This is a genomic window from Promicromonospora sp. NPDC019610, assembly GCF_044389365.1.
In the GTDB taxonomy this organism is placed as follows: domain Bacteria; phylum Actinomycetota; class Actinomycetes; order Actinomycetales; family Cellulomonadaceae; genus Promicromonospora.
Genome location: NZ_JBIRXX010000001.1, coordinates 2,068,370 through 2,085,396 on the forward strand (window position 1 = coordinate 2,068,370; position 17,027 = coordinate 2,085,396).

The following is a 17,027-nucleotide window of genomic DNA, read 5'->3' on the forward strand; positions in this document are numbered from 1 at the left end:
TCAGGTTGTCTAAATCAACCCCCTTATCCTGGGCCCATGACTCGTTCGGGCGCCGACCTCGCTCTGCTGCTCCTGGGCGGTTACCGGACGCTCGTCGACGCGGTGACCGCCGAGCTGGCCGCCGGCGGCCACGACGACGTCCGCCCGGTGCACGACTTCGCGATGCGGGCCATCGCGGACGGGGCGGACAACGCCTCGGAGCTGGGTCGCCGTCTTGCGGTCTCGAAGCAGGCCGCGGCCAAGACGATCGCCGTCCTGTCGGAGCGTGGCTACGTGCGGCGCGGCACCGACCCGCAGGACGCGCGGCGCAAGCGGATCGAGGTCACCCCGCTCGGCTGGGAGGTCATGCACCGCGGCGAGGCGATCTTCGACTCGCTCCGCCGGGACTGGGCGCGCCGGATCGGCGCGGAGGAGCTTGCGACCCTCGAACGGCAGCTCGCCGTGCTCGTGGGCGGCGCCCCGGTCACCCCGGAGGCCGCCGGCCGGGCCGCGCTCGACTGACGCCTACCGGGGGCCCGGCGTCGCCGACCGGGAAGCCGGCCCGGCGCTCGACGTGTCGGTTGCGCCCCGCGCTGCCAGCATGGAGGTGCGCCGTCCCGGTGCGCAGGAGGTGCGTCGTGTCCTCTTTCCTCTATCGGCTCGGCCGTGCGGTGGCCCGGCACCGCGGCCTGGTGGTCCTCGGCTGGGTCCTGGTGCTCGTCGTGTGCGGCACCGCGAGCGCCCTCCTGAACAAGGGTACGGACGACACCTTCACGATCCCGGGGTCGGAGTCGCAGGACGCGATGGACCACCTCGACCACGTCTTTCCGCAGGTCAGCGGCACGTCGGCGCAGCTTGTGCTGCTGGTCCCGGACGGGCAGCAGGTGGATACGGCCGCGACGCGGCAGGCGGTGTCGGACGCCGTGGACCGGGCGGGGGACGTGGCGCAGGTGGAGGTGGCGTCCGACCCGTTCGACCCGGACGTCGACGACGCGGTGTCCGACGACGGCCTGGCGGCGAACATCGGGGTGCAGCTCACGGTGGACTCGACGCACGTCAGCGACGCCACGCTGACCGACCTGAGCGGGATCGCCGACGATCTGGCGGGTGAGGTCGGGGACGGCGCGCGGGTCTACACGGGTGGGGACGCGTTCGCCGACCGCATCCCGGGGCTGAGCTCGACGGAGGCCGTGGGGCTGCTCATCGCGCTCGTGGTGCTGCTGCTGATGTTCCGGACGATCATCGCGGCGGTGATGCCGCTGGTGACGGCGGTGGTGGGCGTGGGCGTGTCCGTGTCGCTGGTGTACCTGGGGACCCTCTTCGTGCCGGTCTCCTCGACCGCGCCCATGCTCGCGGTGATGATCGGCCTCGCGGTGGGCATCGACTACGCGCTGTTCCTGCTGTCCCGGCACCGGGACCAGCTCGCCGAGGGGCTGTCGGTCGAGGAGTCGATCGCGCGGGCGACGGCGACGGCGGGTTCCGCGGTGCTGTTCGCGGGGCTGACGGTGCTCATCGCGCTGCTCGGCCTGTCGGTGGCGCGCATCCCGTTCCTGACGACCATGGGTGTCTCGGCGGCGCTCGGCGTGGCGGTCGCGGTCAGCGTGGCGGTGACGCTCGTGCCGGCGCTGCTGGCGTTCGCGGGGCGCCGGATGGTGCCCAAGGCACGCTCCGAGCGCCGGCGCCGGTTCCGGCTCCGCAAGCCGAGGGTCGCCCGGCCGTGGGTCCGCTTCGTCACGCGCCGGCCGCTCGTCACGATCGTGATCGTGGTGCTCGGGCTCGGCGCCCTGGCCGTGCCCGCGGCGAACCTGCGCCTCGCGCTGCCGGACAACGGCAGCCAGGAGGCCGGGTCGCCGGCCCGCGAGACCTACGACGTGGTCGCGGAGCACTTCGGCCCCGGCTTCAACGGGCCGCTCCTGGTGACGGCCGACGTCATCCAGTCCACGGACCCGTCGGGACTGGTCGACGACCTCGCCGACGAGATCCGCGACCTCCCCGGCGTCGCCGCGGTGCCCCTGGCCACGCCCAACGAGAAGGGCGACACGGGCATCATCTCGGTGGTCCCGACCACGGCGCCGGACGACGCCCGCACGGACGAGCTCGTGGAACGCCTCCGGGACCAGGAGCCGCACTGGCTCGCCGAGCACGACACGCAGACGGCGGTCACGGGCCTGACCGCCGTCGGCATCGACGTCTCCGACCGGCTGGGCGCGGCACTGGTCCCGTTCGGCCTGCTGGTGGCCGGGCTCTCGCTGGTGCTGCTGACCATGGTGTTCCGCTCGGTCTGGGTGCCGGTCAAGGCGACCGTCGGCTACCTGCTCTCGATCGGCGCGGCGTTCGGCCTCACGTCGCTCGTGTTCCAGGAAGGGCACGGCGCCGCGCTGCTCGGCGTCGCGCACGTGGGGAGCGTCGTCAGCTTCCTGCCGATCATCCTCATGGGTGTGCTGTTCGGCCTCGCGATGGACTACGAGGTCTTCCTCGTCTCGCGGATCCGCGAGCACTACGCCCACCACGGCGACGCGCACGAGGCGATCGAGGAGGGGTTCGTCTCCGCCTCCCGGGTGGTCGTCGCGGCAGCGCTCATCATGTTCGGCGTCTTCGCCGCGTTCGTGCCGGACGGCAGCGCGACCATCAAGCCGATCGCGTTCTCCCTGGCCGTGGGTGTGTTCATCGACGCCTTCGTGGTCCGGATGACGTTCGTGCCCGCCGTGCTCGCGCTGCTCGGCGACCGGGCGTGGGGCCTGCCGCCCGCGCTCGACCGCCGGCTGCCCGTGTTCGACGCCGAGGGCGACGGCCTGCTGCACGAGCTGCGCCTGGCGGACTGGCCCGCGCCGCACAGCGACGAGGTGATCAGCGCGCACGCCCTGAGCCTGGACGACGACCGCGGCCGCCCGGTCTACCGCGACGTCGAGCTGCACGTGCCCCGGGGCGAGGTGCTCGTGCTGCACGGGTCCGGCGCCGTGGGCAAGTCGGCCCTGCTGCTCTCGCTCGCGGGGCGCGTGACCCGGCACCGCGGTGACCTCAAGGTGCTCGGCCAGGTGCTGCCCCAGCACGTGCACGCCCTGCGGCCGCACGTCGCCGTCGTCGACGGCCGCGCCGACCTGGACCCCGCGGGCCGAGTCACCGAGGCGCTGGCCCGCGGCATCGAGCTGATCCTGGTCGACGACGCCGACCTCGTGCTCCGCTCCGAGGCCCGCGCCCGGCTCCGCGACCAGCTCGGCTTCCGCGTGACCTCCGGCGGCTCGCCCGCCACGTTCGTCCTGGCCTGCCAGGACCCTGACCGGGTGGTCGACCTGCTCCCGCTGGAGGCCACCCAGCTCTACGCGCTGACCCCCCGACCCGCAGAGGTCCTGTGATGACCATGTCGTTCGCCGCCTCCGCCCGGTCCCTGACGGCCCGCCCCCTGACCTGGCGCACCTGGACCGCCCTGGTGGCCGTGCCGCTGCTCGTCATGGGCCTGCTCACCTGGGCATTCTGGTCCCCGGGCACCGACCACCAGACCGCCCAGGCCGCCGTCGTGAACAACGACGAGCCCGTCGAGGTGAACGGGCAGCAGGTCCCGCTCGGCCGCACGCTCGCCGGGAACCTGACCCACGACGACGACTCCGCGTACGCCTGGGTGCTCACCGACGCCGCCGACGCGCGCGACGGGCTCCGCGGCGGCACCTACGCCGCCGTCGTCACGATCCCGAAGGACTTCTCCGCCCAGGGCATGTCGGCCGCGACCGCGGACGACCCGATGGACGCCGTCCAGGCCGGCCTGGAGGTGCGGACGACGACGGCCGCCGGCGTCGCGGACCCCTACCTGGCCGGCGGCGTGGCCGACGACACCCAGGACGCGCTGAACCAGACCGTCGTGGAGTCGTACCTGGGCACCATCTACGGCAGCTTCACCACGCTGCACCAGCAGCTCGGGGACGCCTCGGACAGCGCCGGGCAGCTCGCCGACGGCACCGCCCAGCTCAGCGACGGCGCCGACGAGCTGTCCGGCGGCGTCGACCAGGTGGCTGATGGCGCCGACGAGCTGTCCGGGGGCGCGGGGGCGCTCGCGGCCGGCACCGGTCAGCTCGCGGCCGGTTCGGCGGGGTTCACGGCGGGGGCGACCGCGCTGACCGGCGGCGCCGGCAGCCTCGCCGCCGGGGCCGGGCAGGTCGCCGACGGCACGGCCGCGCTGTCCTCCGGCCTGGACGACGCCGCGCAGCGCGCGGCACGGCTCCCCGCGGCCGCTCAGGAGCTTGCCGACGGCGCGGGCCGGGTCGCCGACGGCAACAAGCGGCTCGCGGACCGAGTGGTCCCCGTGGCGAACCGGGCGATCGACGGACTGGACCGGCTCCCCGAGACCCGCGACGTCGTCGCCGAGCTGGACCGGCTCGCCGAGCGCTGCGGCACGAGCGTGGTGGCCGACCGCGACTTCTGCCGAGCCCTGGCGCGCGCGGCCGACCGGGCCGACTCCGCCGCGCAGCGCATCGAGGACGGCAAGGACCGGGTGCGCGCCGACGTCGAGGCCGCGCGCGACGCGGTGCAGGCGCTGCGCACCGGCTCGCGGCAGGTGGCCCGCGGCAACGCCGAGCTGGCCACACGGTCCGCCGAGCTGGCGTCCGGGATCGCCGAGGCGGCGAGCGCCGCCGACGACCTGAACGCCGGGGCACAGGGCGTCGCGTCAGGTGCCCGGCAGGTCGACGCCGCGGCGGGGCAGCTCGCCGCCGGGGCGGCGGACCTCGACGCCGGGGTGGCGCAGACGAACGCGGCGGCGCAGGAGGTCGCCGCCGGCGCGAGCGGGCTGGCCACGGGCGCGGACGAGCTGGTGCCGGGCGCGGACCAGGTGGCGAGCGGCGCCCACGACGCGGACGACGGCGCGCACCAGCTCGCCTCCGGGCTGTCGGACGCCGTCGGCCAGGTGCCCACGTACACCGACGACGAGCAGGACCACCTGTCGACCGTGGCGGCCGACCCGACGACGTCGACCACCACCTCCGCGGCGTTCGGCGTGCTGTCGATCGCGCTGTTCTCCGCGCTGGCGCTGTGGGCCCTCGCGCTGGTGACATACCTGGCGACGCGTCCCCTGCCGGCCGGGATCCTGACGTCGCGCGAGCCGACGTGGAAGCTCACGCTGCGGGCCGCCGTGCCGGGGTCCATCGCGGCGGCGAGCGCCGCGCTCGTCATCTCGGCCGTCGCGATCCCGGTGCTGCGGCTGCACCCGTCGGCGGCGGTGGGCTTCGTGCTGGTCGCGCTGCTCGCGGCGGCCACGTTCGTGGCGCTCAACCAGGCGCTGGCCGCGATCTTCGGTCCGGCGGGGCGGCTGGCGTCGCTCGCGGTCGCCGTCCTGACCGTGGCGACGGGCGTGGTCTCGACGCTGCCGGGGCCGTTGTACGCGATCGGTGACCTGCTGCCGACGCACGGAGCGATCGTCGCGCTGCGGGCCGTGACGGCGGGCGACGCGAGCCTCGCCGGCGGCGTCGCGGCGCTCGTCGCGTGGCTGGTCGTGGGGCTGCTGGCCACGATCGTGGTGACGGATCGCCGCCGGTACGTGTCGCCGCGCCGGCTGCGGCTGGACGCCCCGGAGCAGCAGGCGGCCGCGGCTGCGGCGTAGGGGCGTGGTCGTCCAGGGGCGCCGTCGCCCGGGGGCGCCGTCGCCTAGGAGGCGCGGGCGCCGTCGTCCGTCTCGCAATCCCCTTTGAGGCCCGGGTTTCTTCGCTTTGAGGCGACCCAAAGCGAAGAAAGCCGGGCCTCAAAGGGGAGCCGGCGCGGCGCGTCTGAGCCGGGCGCGTCAGATCACGGGCGCGTCAGAGTGCGGCGGGTCTGAGTGCAGCGCGTCCGAGCGCGCCGGGTAGGTGCCCGCCGCGGGCCGCGAGAGCCGCCCGGTTTCGCCTGTCGGAGAAGTCCGTTCCGGGTATTTTCGCTGGTCACACAACCTCCGAGCGGTCCACCTGCGTCTGGGTTACGTGGCGCCGCACAGGCGGCGTGCTCGACTCGGACGGGAGAACCCGATGCGCAAGAGAGCAAGTGCAGCGGCGGTCGCTCTGGCGATCGCCCTGGGCGGCGGGACGTGGGCGACCGCGGCCGTACCGCAGGACACACCGGCACCGCACGACGCCCGGGAGCAGCCGACGGCGCCGGCCGCCGGGCGCACCACGACGGTGACGCTCCTGACGGGCGACGTCGTCACCGTGAAGGCCACGGCCGACGGCTCGCCGGACCCGGAGACGGTCACCGTGCGGCCCGGCGTCGGCCGGGAGCACATGGCGTTCTTCCAGCAGCGCGAGGGGGACCACCTCTACGTGATCCCGCGCGACGTGGCGCAGCTCGTGCCCGGCCGCCTGGACCGGGCGCTGTTCGACGTGACCGGCCTGGTGAAGGCCGGGTACGACGATGCCTCGCGCGACTCGCTCCCCGTGATCGTCCAGACCGCCGCGGCCGCCGACGCCGCCGCGGCCGCCGACGCCGGACCGGACGCCGCCGCGCGTGCCGCGGCTCCCGCCGAGCAGGACTGGGCGGCGGCGGGCGTCACGCCCGACCGGGACCTGCAGTCCGTGGGCGCGGTGGCCGACGTGCTGCCCCGGGGCCGGGCGGAGAAGCTCCTCGACGCCCTCGCGCCCGTGGCGGAATCGGGCAGGCAAGCCCGGAAGTCCCCGGACCCCGACGCCGTCGGGTACGTCTGGCTGGATCAGCCGGTCCGCGCGTCGGACGCCGACTCCATGCCGCAGATCGGCGCGCCCGAGGCCTGGGACGCCGGGTACACGGGCGAGGGGGTCACGGTCGCCGTGCTCGACTCGGGCATCGACGCGACGCACCCCGACCTCGACGAGGTGGTGGTCGGCGAGCGCGACTTCACCGGCAAGGGCGACGTGACCGACGGCGCCGGCCACGGCACGCACGTCGCCTCGATCGTGGCCGGGTCGGGCGAGGCGTCCGACGGCGTGAACCAGGGCGTGGCGCCGGACGCCGACCTGCTGGTCGGCAAGGTGCTGGACGACGACGGCTACGGCGAGCTCTCCGGCGTCATCGAGGGCATGGAGTGGGCGGCCGCGGAGGGCGCCGACGTGGTCAACCTGTCGCTCGGCAGCCTGTTCTTCGACGTCCCGTCGCCGGACGCCGTGGCGGTCGACGAGCTGTCCGCGCAGTTCGGGACGCTGTTCGTCGTGGCCGCGGGCAACGACGGCGACCTCGGGAACGGCACGGTGGGCTCGCCGGGCATCGCGGCGTCGGCCCTCACGGTGGGCGCCGTGGACGACGACGACGCGGTGACCTGGTACTCCAGCCGCGGCGGCGTCGACCCGGGACTGCTCAAGCCGGACGTCGTGGCGCCGGGTGACGGGATCGTCGCAGCGCGGGCCACGGGCACGACCGAGGGCGACCCGGTCGACGACCTGTACACCGCGCTGAGCGGCACCTCCATGGCCACCTCGCACGTCGCGGGCGCGGCCGCGGTGCTCAAGCAGGCCCGGCCCGACCTGGACGGCCAGGCCCTCAAGTCCGCGCTCATGGCCTCGGCCGAGCCCACGGGCGCGGACGTCTGGTCCGAGGGCGCGGGCCGCATCACCGTCCCCGGCGCCGTGGCGCAGGAGGTCACCGCGACCCCGGCGTCGCTGCCGCTGGGCACCTTCGCCTGGCCGCACGACGGCGACTCGGCCGCCGGCACCCTGACCTACTCGAACGCGGGCGCCGACGACGTCACGCTCACCCTGGCGGCCGACGTCACCGACGTGTCCGGCAGCGTGGTGCCCGGAGCGCTCACGCTCTCGGCCGGCTCCGTCGTCGTGCCCGCGGGCGGCACCGCCGAGGTCGACGTGACCGCGACCGACGGACCCGGTGAGATCGGCGCGATCGGCGGCACCGTCGTGGCGACCGCGGCGGACGGCACCGAGGTGCGCACGCCCGTCGGCTGGGCCAAGGAGCGCGAGTACGTGAACCTGACGGTGCGCGCCGTCGACCGCGACGGCGAGCCCGTCAGCGCGGACACCTGGGGCGCCGCGATCCGCGTGGACGTGGAGAACGGCGAGCCGTACGCCACCAACCTCTTCTTCAAGGACGGCGTCGCCAGGGCGCGTGTCATCCCGGGCGTCTACAGCCCGGTCGCGTTCGTCGAGTCGTTCGACGACGGCGGCGCGGTCACCGACGCGCTGTTCCTGGGCAGCGGCGAGGTCGACGCCACCGCCGACGCGGAGGTGCTGCTGGACGGGACCACGGCGCGGGAGGTCAGCACCTCGACACAGCGCCCGGCCGACCTGGCGAGCCTGGGCCTGTCGCTGGAGACCGAGGACTCGCAGGAGTGGGTCTCCGCCAGCATCAACGTGAAGTACGGGCCGGAGACGGATCTCGCGCTCACGCCCGTTCCGGCGGCGACCCACGGCGACTACGACACCATCGTCCAGGCGACCCTCCTGCCGCCCGCCACCGGGGACGAGGCGGCGCCCTACCGCTACGACCTCGCGCACCACAGCGAGGGCGTCGAGGCGCCGGCGCTGCGGGGCGACCGCCGCACGACGGTCGCCGTGGAGACCACCTACGGCGCCTCGGTCGGCGACACCCACCAGGCGGAGCGCATGTACTGGGAGCCAGGCACCATCATCGCCGGCGGCTTCGTGGAGCCGGTCCCCGTGGGCACGCGGCGCACCGAGTACCTGACGGCGCTGCCGGGCTCGTGGTACCTCCGGTCCGAGATCCAGGAGGACGGCGTGGGCGTGGTGCTCGCCGAGGCCGAGACGCACGTCTGGAGCGAGCCGGGCCGCGTCAGGCAGGGGCTCGCGGCAGGTGTGCTGGCACCCGCCGTCTCGCGCATCACGCCCGTGGAGCACTGGGACGACCGTCTCAGCCTGGCGCCCACCGACCGGGCCGACGACGACGGCGGCGTGCTCTGGGGCTCCGACGTCGCGCTGCGCCTGCGCGTCTGGCAGGACGGCGAGCTGGTCGAGGACGCCCCGGACCCCTACTCGTTCCCCACCGTCCCGGAGGGCGGGGCCGACTACCGGATGCTGCTGGAGAGCACGCCCGACGACCCGGCCTACCGGCTCGCGACCAGCGTGCGCGGCGAGTGGACGTTCCACGCGCGGTCCGACGCCGAGGCCAGCTCGCGCCCGCCGCTGCTGGACACGGCGTGGGACGTGCGCGGGCTCGACCCGTCCGGCTCGGCGCCCGCCACCACCCGGGTGCGGGTCACCGCCGCCCACCAGGACGACGCGTACGACGCCTCCGCGGTCCAGGACGTGCGCCTGTGGTGGTCGGCGGACGACGGCGCCACCTGGCACCGGGCCAAGCCGGTCCGGACCGGCGCGGACGTGCTCGTCGCGTCCGTCCGGGCGCCGGCCGGGACCGAGCACGTCTCGCTCCGGACCGAGGCCCGGGACGCGGCCGGCGGTGCGGTGCGGAAGACGGTGATCCGGGCCTACTCGGTCGACTGACGCCGGGACGGATCAGATGAACGCGGGCCCGGTGGCACTCCGATCGATCAGAGTGCCACCGGGCCCGCGCTCACCTACCGGTGCTAGCTCAGCTCCATCGGACCAGGTAGGAGATCGTGGCCATGTCGGCGTCGCTGGTCATCTCGTCGAGCTGGTAGTTGCTCTGGCCCGTGACCACCACGTGGTCACCGCTGGGGGTGAACGCCGCGGTGTACGCGACGTCGAGCCCGTGCGCCGACCCGTCGTGCCGCGTCGACCAGCGCTTCTCGCCCGTCGCGGTGTCGTAGACGGCCGTGAGGTAGTCGCTGCCGGTGCCCTCGCCCCACGAGTTGCCCGTGATGACGACGGAACCACCGTCCGGGCTCACCACGACCGTGCGGGGCACGTCCGTGTCGCCGGTGCCTCCGTCGAGCCGGTCGGTCCACAGCGCCTCGCCGGTCTCCAGGGAGTAGCCGATGGTGACCCAGTCGGCGGAGTGCTCGGCGCTGTTGTTGTCGCCGGTCACCACGACCCGAAGGATGCCGAGTCAGCGGGTTGGTCCGACCACCCCACTGACTCGGCGATCCGACGACGTCGAGTCAGTCGGGTGGTCGGACCAACCGGCTGACTCGGCGATCCGACGACGGTGAGTCAGTCGGGTGGGCGGCACCCCTGATCTGGCGGTTCGTCGGCTGATCGTCAAACCGGTTGACCGAATCGTCAAACCGGTTTTACGTTGACGGCCCCGATGACGGAGGAGAGCGATGGACAGGCCGACGATCGACGACGTCGCCCGCGCGGCGGGCGTCACCAAGGCGACGGTGTCCCACGCCTACAGCGGCAAGCGGCCGATCTCCGCGACCACGAAGGCCCGGGTGTTCGCCGCCGCGCAGCGGCTCGACTGGGTCCCCAGCTCACGGGCCCGCGCGCTGGCCGCGCGGCGCACCGACGCGGTGGGGGTCGTGCTGTCGCGCGATCCTTCGATCCTGGCGTCCGACGCCTTCTTCCCCGCGTTCATCTCCGGCGTGGAGGCCGTGCTCGCGGAGCACGAGATCGCCCTGGTGCTGCAGGTCGCGAGCACCCGCACCGCGGAGGAGCGCGCCTACCGGGCCATGGCGAGCGGGCGGGCGGACGGCGTGATCGTCCTCGACCTGCACCGCGTCGACTGGCGGGTGGCCTACCTCCAGCAGATCCGCCTGCCGGCGGTGCTGCTCGGGGCGTACGACGCCGAGAGCCCGTTCTCCACCGTCCGCACGGACGACGCCGCGCCGGTCCGCGACCTGGTCGCCCACCTGCGCGAGCTCGGCCACACGCGGATCGCCCACGTGTCGGGTCCGCTCGACTACGTGCACTCGCACGCCCGCGCGGGGGCGTACGTCCGCAGCGTCGGCAGCAAGGAGCTGCTGCGCGAGGGCGACTTCACCGCCGGCAGCGGCCGGGCCCTCACGGCCGAGCTGCTCGACCTGCCCGACCGGCCGACGGCGATCCTCTACGCCAACGACACGATGGCCATCGCCGGCTATTCCTACGCCCGGAGCCGGGGCCTGCTGGTCCCCGACGACCTCGCCGTCGCCGGCTTCGACGACGACCACCTCTCGGCTCACCTGAGCCCTGCCCTGACCAGTGTCTCGACCGACCCGTTCCGGCGGGGGCGGGTGGCCGCCGAGCGGCTGCTGGCCGACCTCGCCGGCGAGCCGCCCGAGTCCGTGACGGTCGACTGCAACGCGCTTCGCCTGCGGGCCAGCACTGCCGGCCCCGCACCCGAGGCACCCCACACCGAACTCGAGGAGGAGTTCTCATGAAGCACCCCCGTCTGGCCGGAACGGCCGCCCTGCTCACCGCGGTGGCCCTGACCGCTGCCTGCTCGTCCGGCGGCGGCGGAGGTGACGGGGGTGGCGAGAGCCCCTCCGGCACCGGCCCCATCACGGTCTGGCTGTCCAACAACGAGCAGGAGGTCGGCTGGGGCAAGGACGTCGTCGACGCCTGGAACGCCGAGCACCCCGACGAGCAGGTCACCGCGCAGGAGATCCCGGCCGGCTCGTCGTCCGAGGAGGCCATCACCGCCGCGATCACCGCTGGCACCGCGCCGTGCCTCGTCTACAACATCTCCAGCGCCGCGGTGCCGGGGTGGGTCCGCCAGGGCGGGCTCGTGAACCTGTCCCAGTTCGAGGACGGCGCGAGCTACATCGAGGACCGGGTGGGCGAGGGCGCGCAGACGTACCTCACCGACGACGGCTACTACCAGCTCCCCTGGAAGTCGAACCCGGTCATGGTCATGTACAACAAGAAGGTCTTCGAGAAGGCCGGCCTCGACCCGGAGAACCCGGACATGGCCACCTACGACGACTTCCTCGCGGGCAGCCGCAAGATCGTGGAGTCGGGCGCCGCGGACAGCGCCATCTGGCCCTCGCCGACCAACGAGTTCTTCCAGCCGTGGTTCGACTTCTACCCGCTGTACCTGGCCGAGTCGGGCGGCACGTCCCTGGTCGAGGACCAGCAGGCGACGTTCGACGACGAGAACGGCAAGGCCGTCGCCGACTTCTGGGCGACGATCTACTCCGAGGGCCTCGCGCCGCAGGAGGCGTCGACGGACGACGCCATGTCGGCGGGCACCACCGCCATGCAGCTCGCCGGCCCGTGGGCCATCGCGTCGTACGCGGAGAGCGTCGACGTCGGCTTCATGCCGGTGCCGACGTCGACCGGCGAGGCGGAGCCGATCACGTTCGCCGACTCCAAGAACGTCTCGATGTTCACCTCGTGCGAGAACCAGGCCACCGCCTGGGAGTTCCTCAAGTTCTCGACCAGCGAGGAGAGCGACGGCCAGCTCCTGGAGGCCACCGGCCAGATGCCGCTGCGCACCGACCTCGCCGGCACGTACGCCGACTACTTCGCGGCGAACCCCGCCTACGAGGTGTTCGCCGACCAGGCGCAGCGCACCGGCGACGTGCCGAGCATCCCGAACTCGGTCGAGGTGTGGCAGGCCTTCCGCGACGACTACTCGTCGGCCGTCATCTTCGGCAAGACCAGCGTGGACGAGTTCCTGAGCGGTGCCGCGGAGACCATCAACGGGCTCGTCCAGGGCTGATCCGGGTGAGCACGGCAACAGGTGAGCTGCGCACCACCGAGGTGCGCACCACGCGGCAGAGATGGTGGGGGCGGCAGCCGATCGGCACGCTGTTCGCGCTGCCCTACCTCGTCTTCGTCCTCGCGATCTTCGCCTACCCGCTCGGGTTCGCGGTCTACATCGCGTTCCACGACTACTTCTTCACCGCGCCCGGTGTCGACGTGCCCAAGCCGTTCGTGGGGTTCGACAACTTCGCTGCCGTGCTCACCGACCCGCAGGTGCTGGAGGCCTTCCGGAACATCGGGGTCTTCCTGGTCATCAACGTGCCGCTCACGGTGGTGCTCTCGATGGTGCTGGCCACGGCCCTGAACGCAGGGATCCGCTGGGCGGCGGCGTACCGCATCGCGTTCTACGTGCCGTACCTGACGGCGAGCGTGTCGCTGGTCGGGGTGTGGATGCTGCTGTTCTCGTCGGGCGGGCTGGTCAACTCGGTGCTCGGGCCGCTGGCGCCGGACCCGTCGTGGCTGGTCAACTCGTCGCTTGCCATGCCGACGATCGCGCTCTACGTCACCTGGAAGCAGCTCGGCTTCTACATCCTGCTGTACCTCGCGGCGCTACAGAGCGTGCCGCGCGAGCTGCACGAGTCGGCGGCGACCGACGGCGCGAACGCCTGGCAGCGGTTCCGCAACGTGACCGTGCCCGGCGTCCGCGCCACCACGGTGCTGGTGCTCGTGCTCGCGATCATCACCGGCGCCAACCTGTTCACCGAGCCCTACCTGCTGACCAACGGCGGCGGCCCCGACGGCGCGTCCGTGACCCCCGTGCTGCTCATCTACCAGCGCGGCATCCAGCAGCAGAACCCGGACACCGCGGCGGCGATCGGCATGCTGCTGGTCATCGTCGTCGGCGTCCTCTCGCTCGCCGCCAACCGCATCAACCGGGAGCGCTGACATGCGACGACAACGCGGGACCTGGGTGCGCTACCTGCTGCTCACCCTCGCGGCGGCCGTGTTCGCCTTTCCCTTCTGGTTCATGGTGGTGGGGGCCTTCCAGGAGAGCCCCACCAACACCCCCGACCAGCTCCTGCCGACCTCCGGATGGACGCTCGACAACTTCGCGGCGATCGACTCGCGGATCGACCTGCTGGGCTCGCTGGGCAACTCGCTGATCTTCACCGCCGGCGTGCTGCTGGGCACGGTGACGTTCGGCCTGCTGGCCGGCTACGCGATGGCCCGGCTCGACTTCCGCGGCCGGGGCGCCACCTGGGTGCTCATGCTGCTGGTCCAGATGGTGCCGTTCCAGCTGCTGATGATCCCGCTGTACGTGCAGATCACGCGGGGTTTCGGCCTCGGTGACACGTACCTCGGGATGATCCTGCCGTTCGCGATCAACACGACCGCCGTCTTCATCTTCACGCAGTTCTTCCGGGCGCTGCCGCAGGAGATGTTCGAGGCGGCGCGGATCGACGGCGCGAGCGAGCTGCGCATCCTGCGCTCGATCGCCGTGCCGCTGGTCAAGCCGGCGCTGACGACGGTCGTGCTGGTCACGTTCATCGGACCGTGGAACGAGTTCCTCTGGCCGTTCCTCATCACCAAGGACGCCACGCTGCAGCCGCTCGCGGTCTCCCTGGCGAACTACATCTCCAACGTGGCCCAGTCCACCGCCAACCCGAACGGCGCGATCCTCGCGGGTGCTACCACGCTCGCGTTCCCCGTCGTCATCCTGTTCTGCCTGTTCCAGCGGTACTTCACCGCATCCAACATCGGCTCCGCCGTGAAGGGCTGACCCACACATGGACGTCACCAGCATGTTCACCCACGCCACGTTCCCGCTCGGGCCGTTCGTCCCGTACGAGGACAACCCGATCCTGCGCCCCCGCGGGGGCAGCTGGGAGTCGGCGAACCTCTACAACCCGGCGGCCCTCGTGGTCGACGACGAGGTGGTGCTCCTGTACCGGGCCCACGCCGAGGACATCGTGTCGCACATCGGGCTGGCCCGGAGCCGCGACGGCTTCCACTTCGAGCGCGAGGCCGAGCCGATCCTCTCGCCGGTGGAGGACTACGAGCGCTACGGGTGCGAGGACCCGCGCATCGCGTACATCGACGGCACCTTCTACCTGACCTACACCGGCTGGGACCGGCACAGCGCGCAGCTCTGCCTGGCCACCTCCACCGACCTGCACGACTGGACCCGGCACGGGCCGATGTTCGAGTCGTTCGACACGTTCGCCACCGTCGACCCGCGCGGCTTCAACTGGTCCAAGGCCGGCGTCATCGTCCCGGTGCGGATGCAGGGCAAGTGGTGGATGTACTTCGGCGAGGGCGCCATCTACTGGGCCACCAGCGACGACCTCGTCCACTGGACGCCCGGCACCCCGGACACCGAGCCCATGTACTCGCCGACGCCGGGGTCCTTCGACGCCGACCTCGTGGAGATCGGCACGTCGCCCGTGCTGACGGAGAACGGCCTGCTCGTCATGCTCACCAACGGGGCAACGCGCACCGTCAACCCGGACGGCAGCGTCGACGTCGACTACCGGTGCGGCCAGATCGCGATCGACCCCGACAACCCGACCCGGGTGCTGGCCCGGCTGCAGGAGCCGTGGCTGCGGCCGCAGACCTTCGAGGACCGTAACGGGCTGGTGTCCAACGTGACGTTCGTCGAGGGCCTGGTGCACTTCCAGGGCAGGTGGCTGGCGTACTACGGCCAGTCGGACACCACGCTGGCCGTGGCCGTGCACGACCCGAAGCAGACGTGGGGCGCGACGCTGGGCGCCTGACCCAGGGGTCGCGCCCAGGCCCGGGCACCCGTCCCGACCATTCGGTTGCTGCCAGGACGAGTCCCGTCCTGGCAGCAACCGCATGGTCTCAGGGCCCGATCGCGCCGAGCGGCGTCAGGCCGTGCGGATCCAGGCCGTCGTCGCGCCCGGCAGCAGGCCGTCGGCCAGCGGCTCGCTCGTGAGCAGCACCTCGCCGTCGGGCAGCGCCGTCGGCTCCGTGCCGAAGTTCGTCACCACGTGCCAGCCGCCCGGCCGCGTGAAGTGCACGACGTCGTCGGGCGCGTCCACCCACTCCAGCGTCTCGTCGGTCTGCAGCTCGTCGCGCAGCGCGAGCGCCGCCCGGTAGAGCTCCAGCGTCGAGCCCGCGACGCCGTCCTGCGCCTCGACCGACAGGTCGCCGTAGCCCGCGGGCTGCGGCAGGTGCGCGCCTGCCGTGCCGAAGCCGAACGACGCGCCCTCGCGCGTCCACGGCAGCGGCACTCGGCAGCCGTCCCGGCCCGGGTCCACGCCCGGGTTGCGGAAGAACGCCGGGTCCTGGTGCTGGTCGGCCGGGATGTCGGCGACCTCGGGCAGACCGAGCTCCTCGCCCTGGTACAGGTAGGCGCTGCCCGGCAGGCCCAGCATGAGCAGCGTCGCCGCGCGGGCGCGGCGCAGCCCCAGCTCGACGTCGGCGACGGGCTCGGTGCCGCCCGACAGCAGCCAGGCCTGGCCCTGCTTGCCCGGCTTGCCGTCGCGCGGCGGCAGCGCGTAGCGGGTGGCGTGCCGGACGACGTCGTGGTTCGAGAACACCCACGTGGTCGACGACCCCGACGCGGCGGACAGCGCGAGGTTGTCGGTGATGATCTTCTTGTACTGGGCCGCGTCGAAGTCGGCCTCCAGCAGGTCGAAGTTGAACGCCTGGCCCAGGCCGTCGGCGCTCGCGTACCGGGGGCGCCGGGGTGTGTCGACCCAGGCCTCGGCCACGGCGATGCGCGGCGGGGTGTACTCGTCGAACACCTGGCGCCAGCCCGCGTAGATCTCGTGCACCTCGTCGCGGTCCCACAGGGGGTGGGCGCCGGGCTCGGTGATGGCGTCGAGCTCCGCCTGGCTCGGCAGGGTCTCGGCGAGCTCCTTGGTCAGGCCGTGCGCCACGTCGATGCGGAACCCGTCGACGCCGCGGTCCGACCAGAACCGCAGGGTCTGGTGGAAGTCCTCGCGGACCTCGGGGTTGTCCCAGTTGAAGTCGGGCTGCTCCTTGGCGAACAGGTGCAGGTACCACTGGCCGTCGGGCACGCGGGTCCACGACGGGCCGCCGAAGATGCTGGTCCAGTCGGCGGGCGGCTGCGCGCCGTCCTCGCCCAGGCCGTCGCGGAAGATGTAGCGGTCCCGCTCCGGGCTGCCCGGGCCTGCGGCCAGGGCCTGCTGGAACCAGACGTGCAGGTCCGAGGAGTGGTTCGGCACGATGTCGACGATCACCCGGATGCCCGCGCCGTGCAGGGCCGCCACCATCTGGTCGAACTCGTCGAGCGTGCCGATCCGCGGGTCGACGTCGCGGTAGTCGGCCACGTCATAACCGCCGTCGGCCAGCGCCGACGGGTAGAAGGGGCTCAGCCAGACGGCGTCGATCCCGAGGCGCTTCAGGTACGGCACGCGCGAGATGATGCCCCGCAGGTCGCCGATGCCGTCGCCGTTCGCGTCGGCGAAGCTGCGCGGGTAGATCTGGTAGACGGTGGCCTGCCGCCACCAGGTGGGGTCGTCGACGAGGAGCTGCTGCTCGCTGAGGGTGCTGGTCACGGTGCGGGATCCTTTGCTGTCGTGGTCGAGCGGTCGCAATTTTATGCAAGCGTTAGAT

11 protein-coding genes are annotated in these 17,027 nt (G+C 73.0%); 9 read left to right on the forward strand and 2 right to left on the reverse strand.

Going from position 1 to position 17,027, the window contains the following annotated elements; all coding sequences use genetic code 11:
- Nucleotides 1-36 precede the first annotated feature (36 nt).
- From ACH45N_RS09260 to ACH45N_RS09275, 4 genes are all read left to right on the forward strand, one after another.
- Complete coding sequence (locus tag ACH45N_RS09260; protein ID WP_397393108.1) at nucleotides 37-501, forward strand: MarR family winged helix-turn-helix transcriptional regulator; 465 nt, start codon at nucleotides 37-39, stop codon at nucleotides 499-501.
- A 116-nt stretch (nucleotides 502-617) separates the two neighbouring features.
- A complete protein-coding gene (locus ACH45N_RS09265) occupies nucleotides 618-3,332 on the forward strand; it encodes an MMPL family transporter (protein WP_397393109.1) in 2,715 nt (904 codons plus the stop codon).
- Nucleotides 3,332-5,566, forward strand: coding sequence for a YhgE/Pip family protein (locus ACH45N_RS09270; protein ID WP_397393110.1), 2,235 nt, complete (start codon nucleotides 3,332-3,334; stop codon nucleotides 5,564-5,566). Before ACH45N_RS09265 ends, ACH45N_RS09270 begins: the two co-directional genes overlap by 1 nt.
- A 397-nt stretch (nucleotides 5,567-5,963) precedes the next feature.
- Nucleotides 5,964-9,374 (forward strand): S8 family serine peptidase, encoded by a 3,411-nt coding sequence (locus ACH45N_RS09275; protein WP_397393111.1) that lies wholly within the window; start codon nucleotides 5,964-5,966, stop codon nucleotides 9,372-9,374.
- A gap of 88 nt (nucleotides 9,375-9,462) precedes the next feature.
- On the opposite strand, the gene ACH45N_RS09280 is transcribed toward ACH45N_RS09275, so the two are convergent.
- Nucleotides 9,463-9,882 carry a hypothetical protein gene (locus ACH45N_RS09280; RefSeq protein ID WP_397393112.1) on the reverse strand — a complete coding sequence of 140 codons (420 nt, stop codon included), beginning with the start codon at nucleotides 9,880-9,882 and terminating at the stop codon, nucleotides 9,463-9,465.
- 235 nt (nucleotides 9,883-10,117) lie between these two features.
- Here ACH45N_RS09280 and ACH45N_RS09285 point away from each other — a divergent pair, with 235 nt between their 5' ends.
- From ACH45N_RS09285 to ACH45N_RS09305, 5 genes are read left to right on the forward strand one after another with little or no spacing between them, the layout of a single operon-like run.
- Entirely contained in the window at nucleotides 10,118-11,155 is a 1,038-nt protein-coding gene (locus ACH45N_RS09285) for a LacI family DNA-binding transcriptional regulator (RefSeq protein ID WP_397393113.1), read from the forward strand.
- Nucleotides 11,152-12,438 carry an extracellular solute-binding protein gene (locus ACH45N_RS09290; protein WP_397393114.1) on the forward strand — a complete coding sequence of 429 codons (1,287 nt, stop codon included), beginning with the start codon at nucleotides 11,152-11,154 and terminating at the stop codon, nucleotides 12,436-12,438. The genes ACH45N_RS09285 and ACH45N_RS09290 overlap by 4 nt, the downstream gene beginning before the upstream one ends.
- A 5-nt stretch (nucleotides 12,439-12,443) precedes the next feature.
- Nucleotides 12,444-13,367 (forward strand): carbohydrate ABC transporter permease, encoded by a 924-nt coding sequence (locus ACH45N_RS09295; protein WP_397393115.1) that lies wholly within the window; start codon nucleotides 12,444-12,446, stop codon nucleotides 13,365-13,367.
- Between the two features lies 1 nt (nucleotide 13,368).
- Entirely contained in the window at nucleotides 13,369-14,202 is an 834-nt protein-coding gene (locus ACH45N_RS09300) for a carbohydrate ABC transporter permease (protein ID WP_397393116.1), read from the forward strand.
- A 7-nt stretch (nucleotides 14,203-14,209) separates the two neighbouring features.
- Nucleotides 14,210-15,196 (forward strand): glycoside hydrolase family 130 protein, encoded by a 987-nt coding sequence (locus ACH45N_RS09305; protein ID WP_397393118.1) that lies wholly within the window; start codon nucleotides 14,210-14,212, stop codon nucleotides 15,194-15,196.
- 114 nt (nucleotides 15,197-15,310) lie between these two features.
- On the opposite strand, the gene ACH45N_RS09310 is transcribed toward ACH45N_RS09305, so the two are convergent.
- Nucleotides 15,311-16,969 carry an alpha-amylase family glycosyl hydrolase gene (locus ACH45N_RS09310; protein ID WP_397393119.1) on the reverse strand — a complete coding sequence of 553 codons (1,659 nt, stop codon included), beginning with the start codon at nucleotides 16,967-16,969 and terminating at the stop codon, nucleotides 15,311-15,313.
- Nucleotides 16,970-17,027 lie beyond the last annotated feature (58 nt).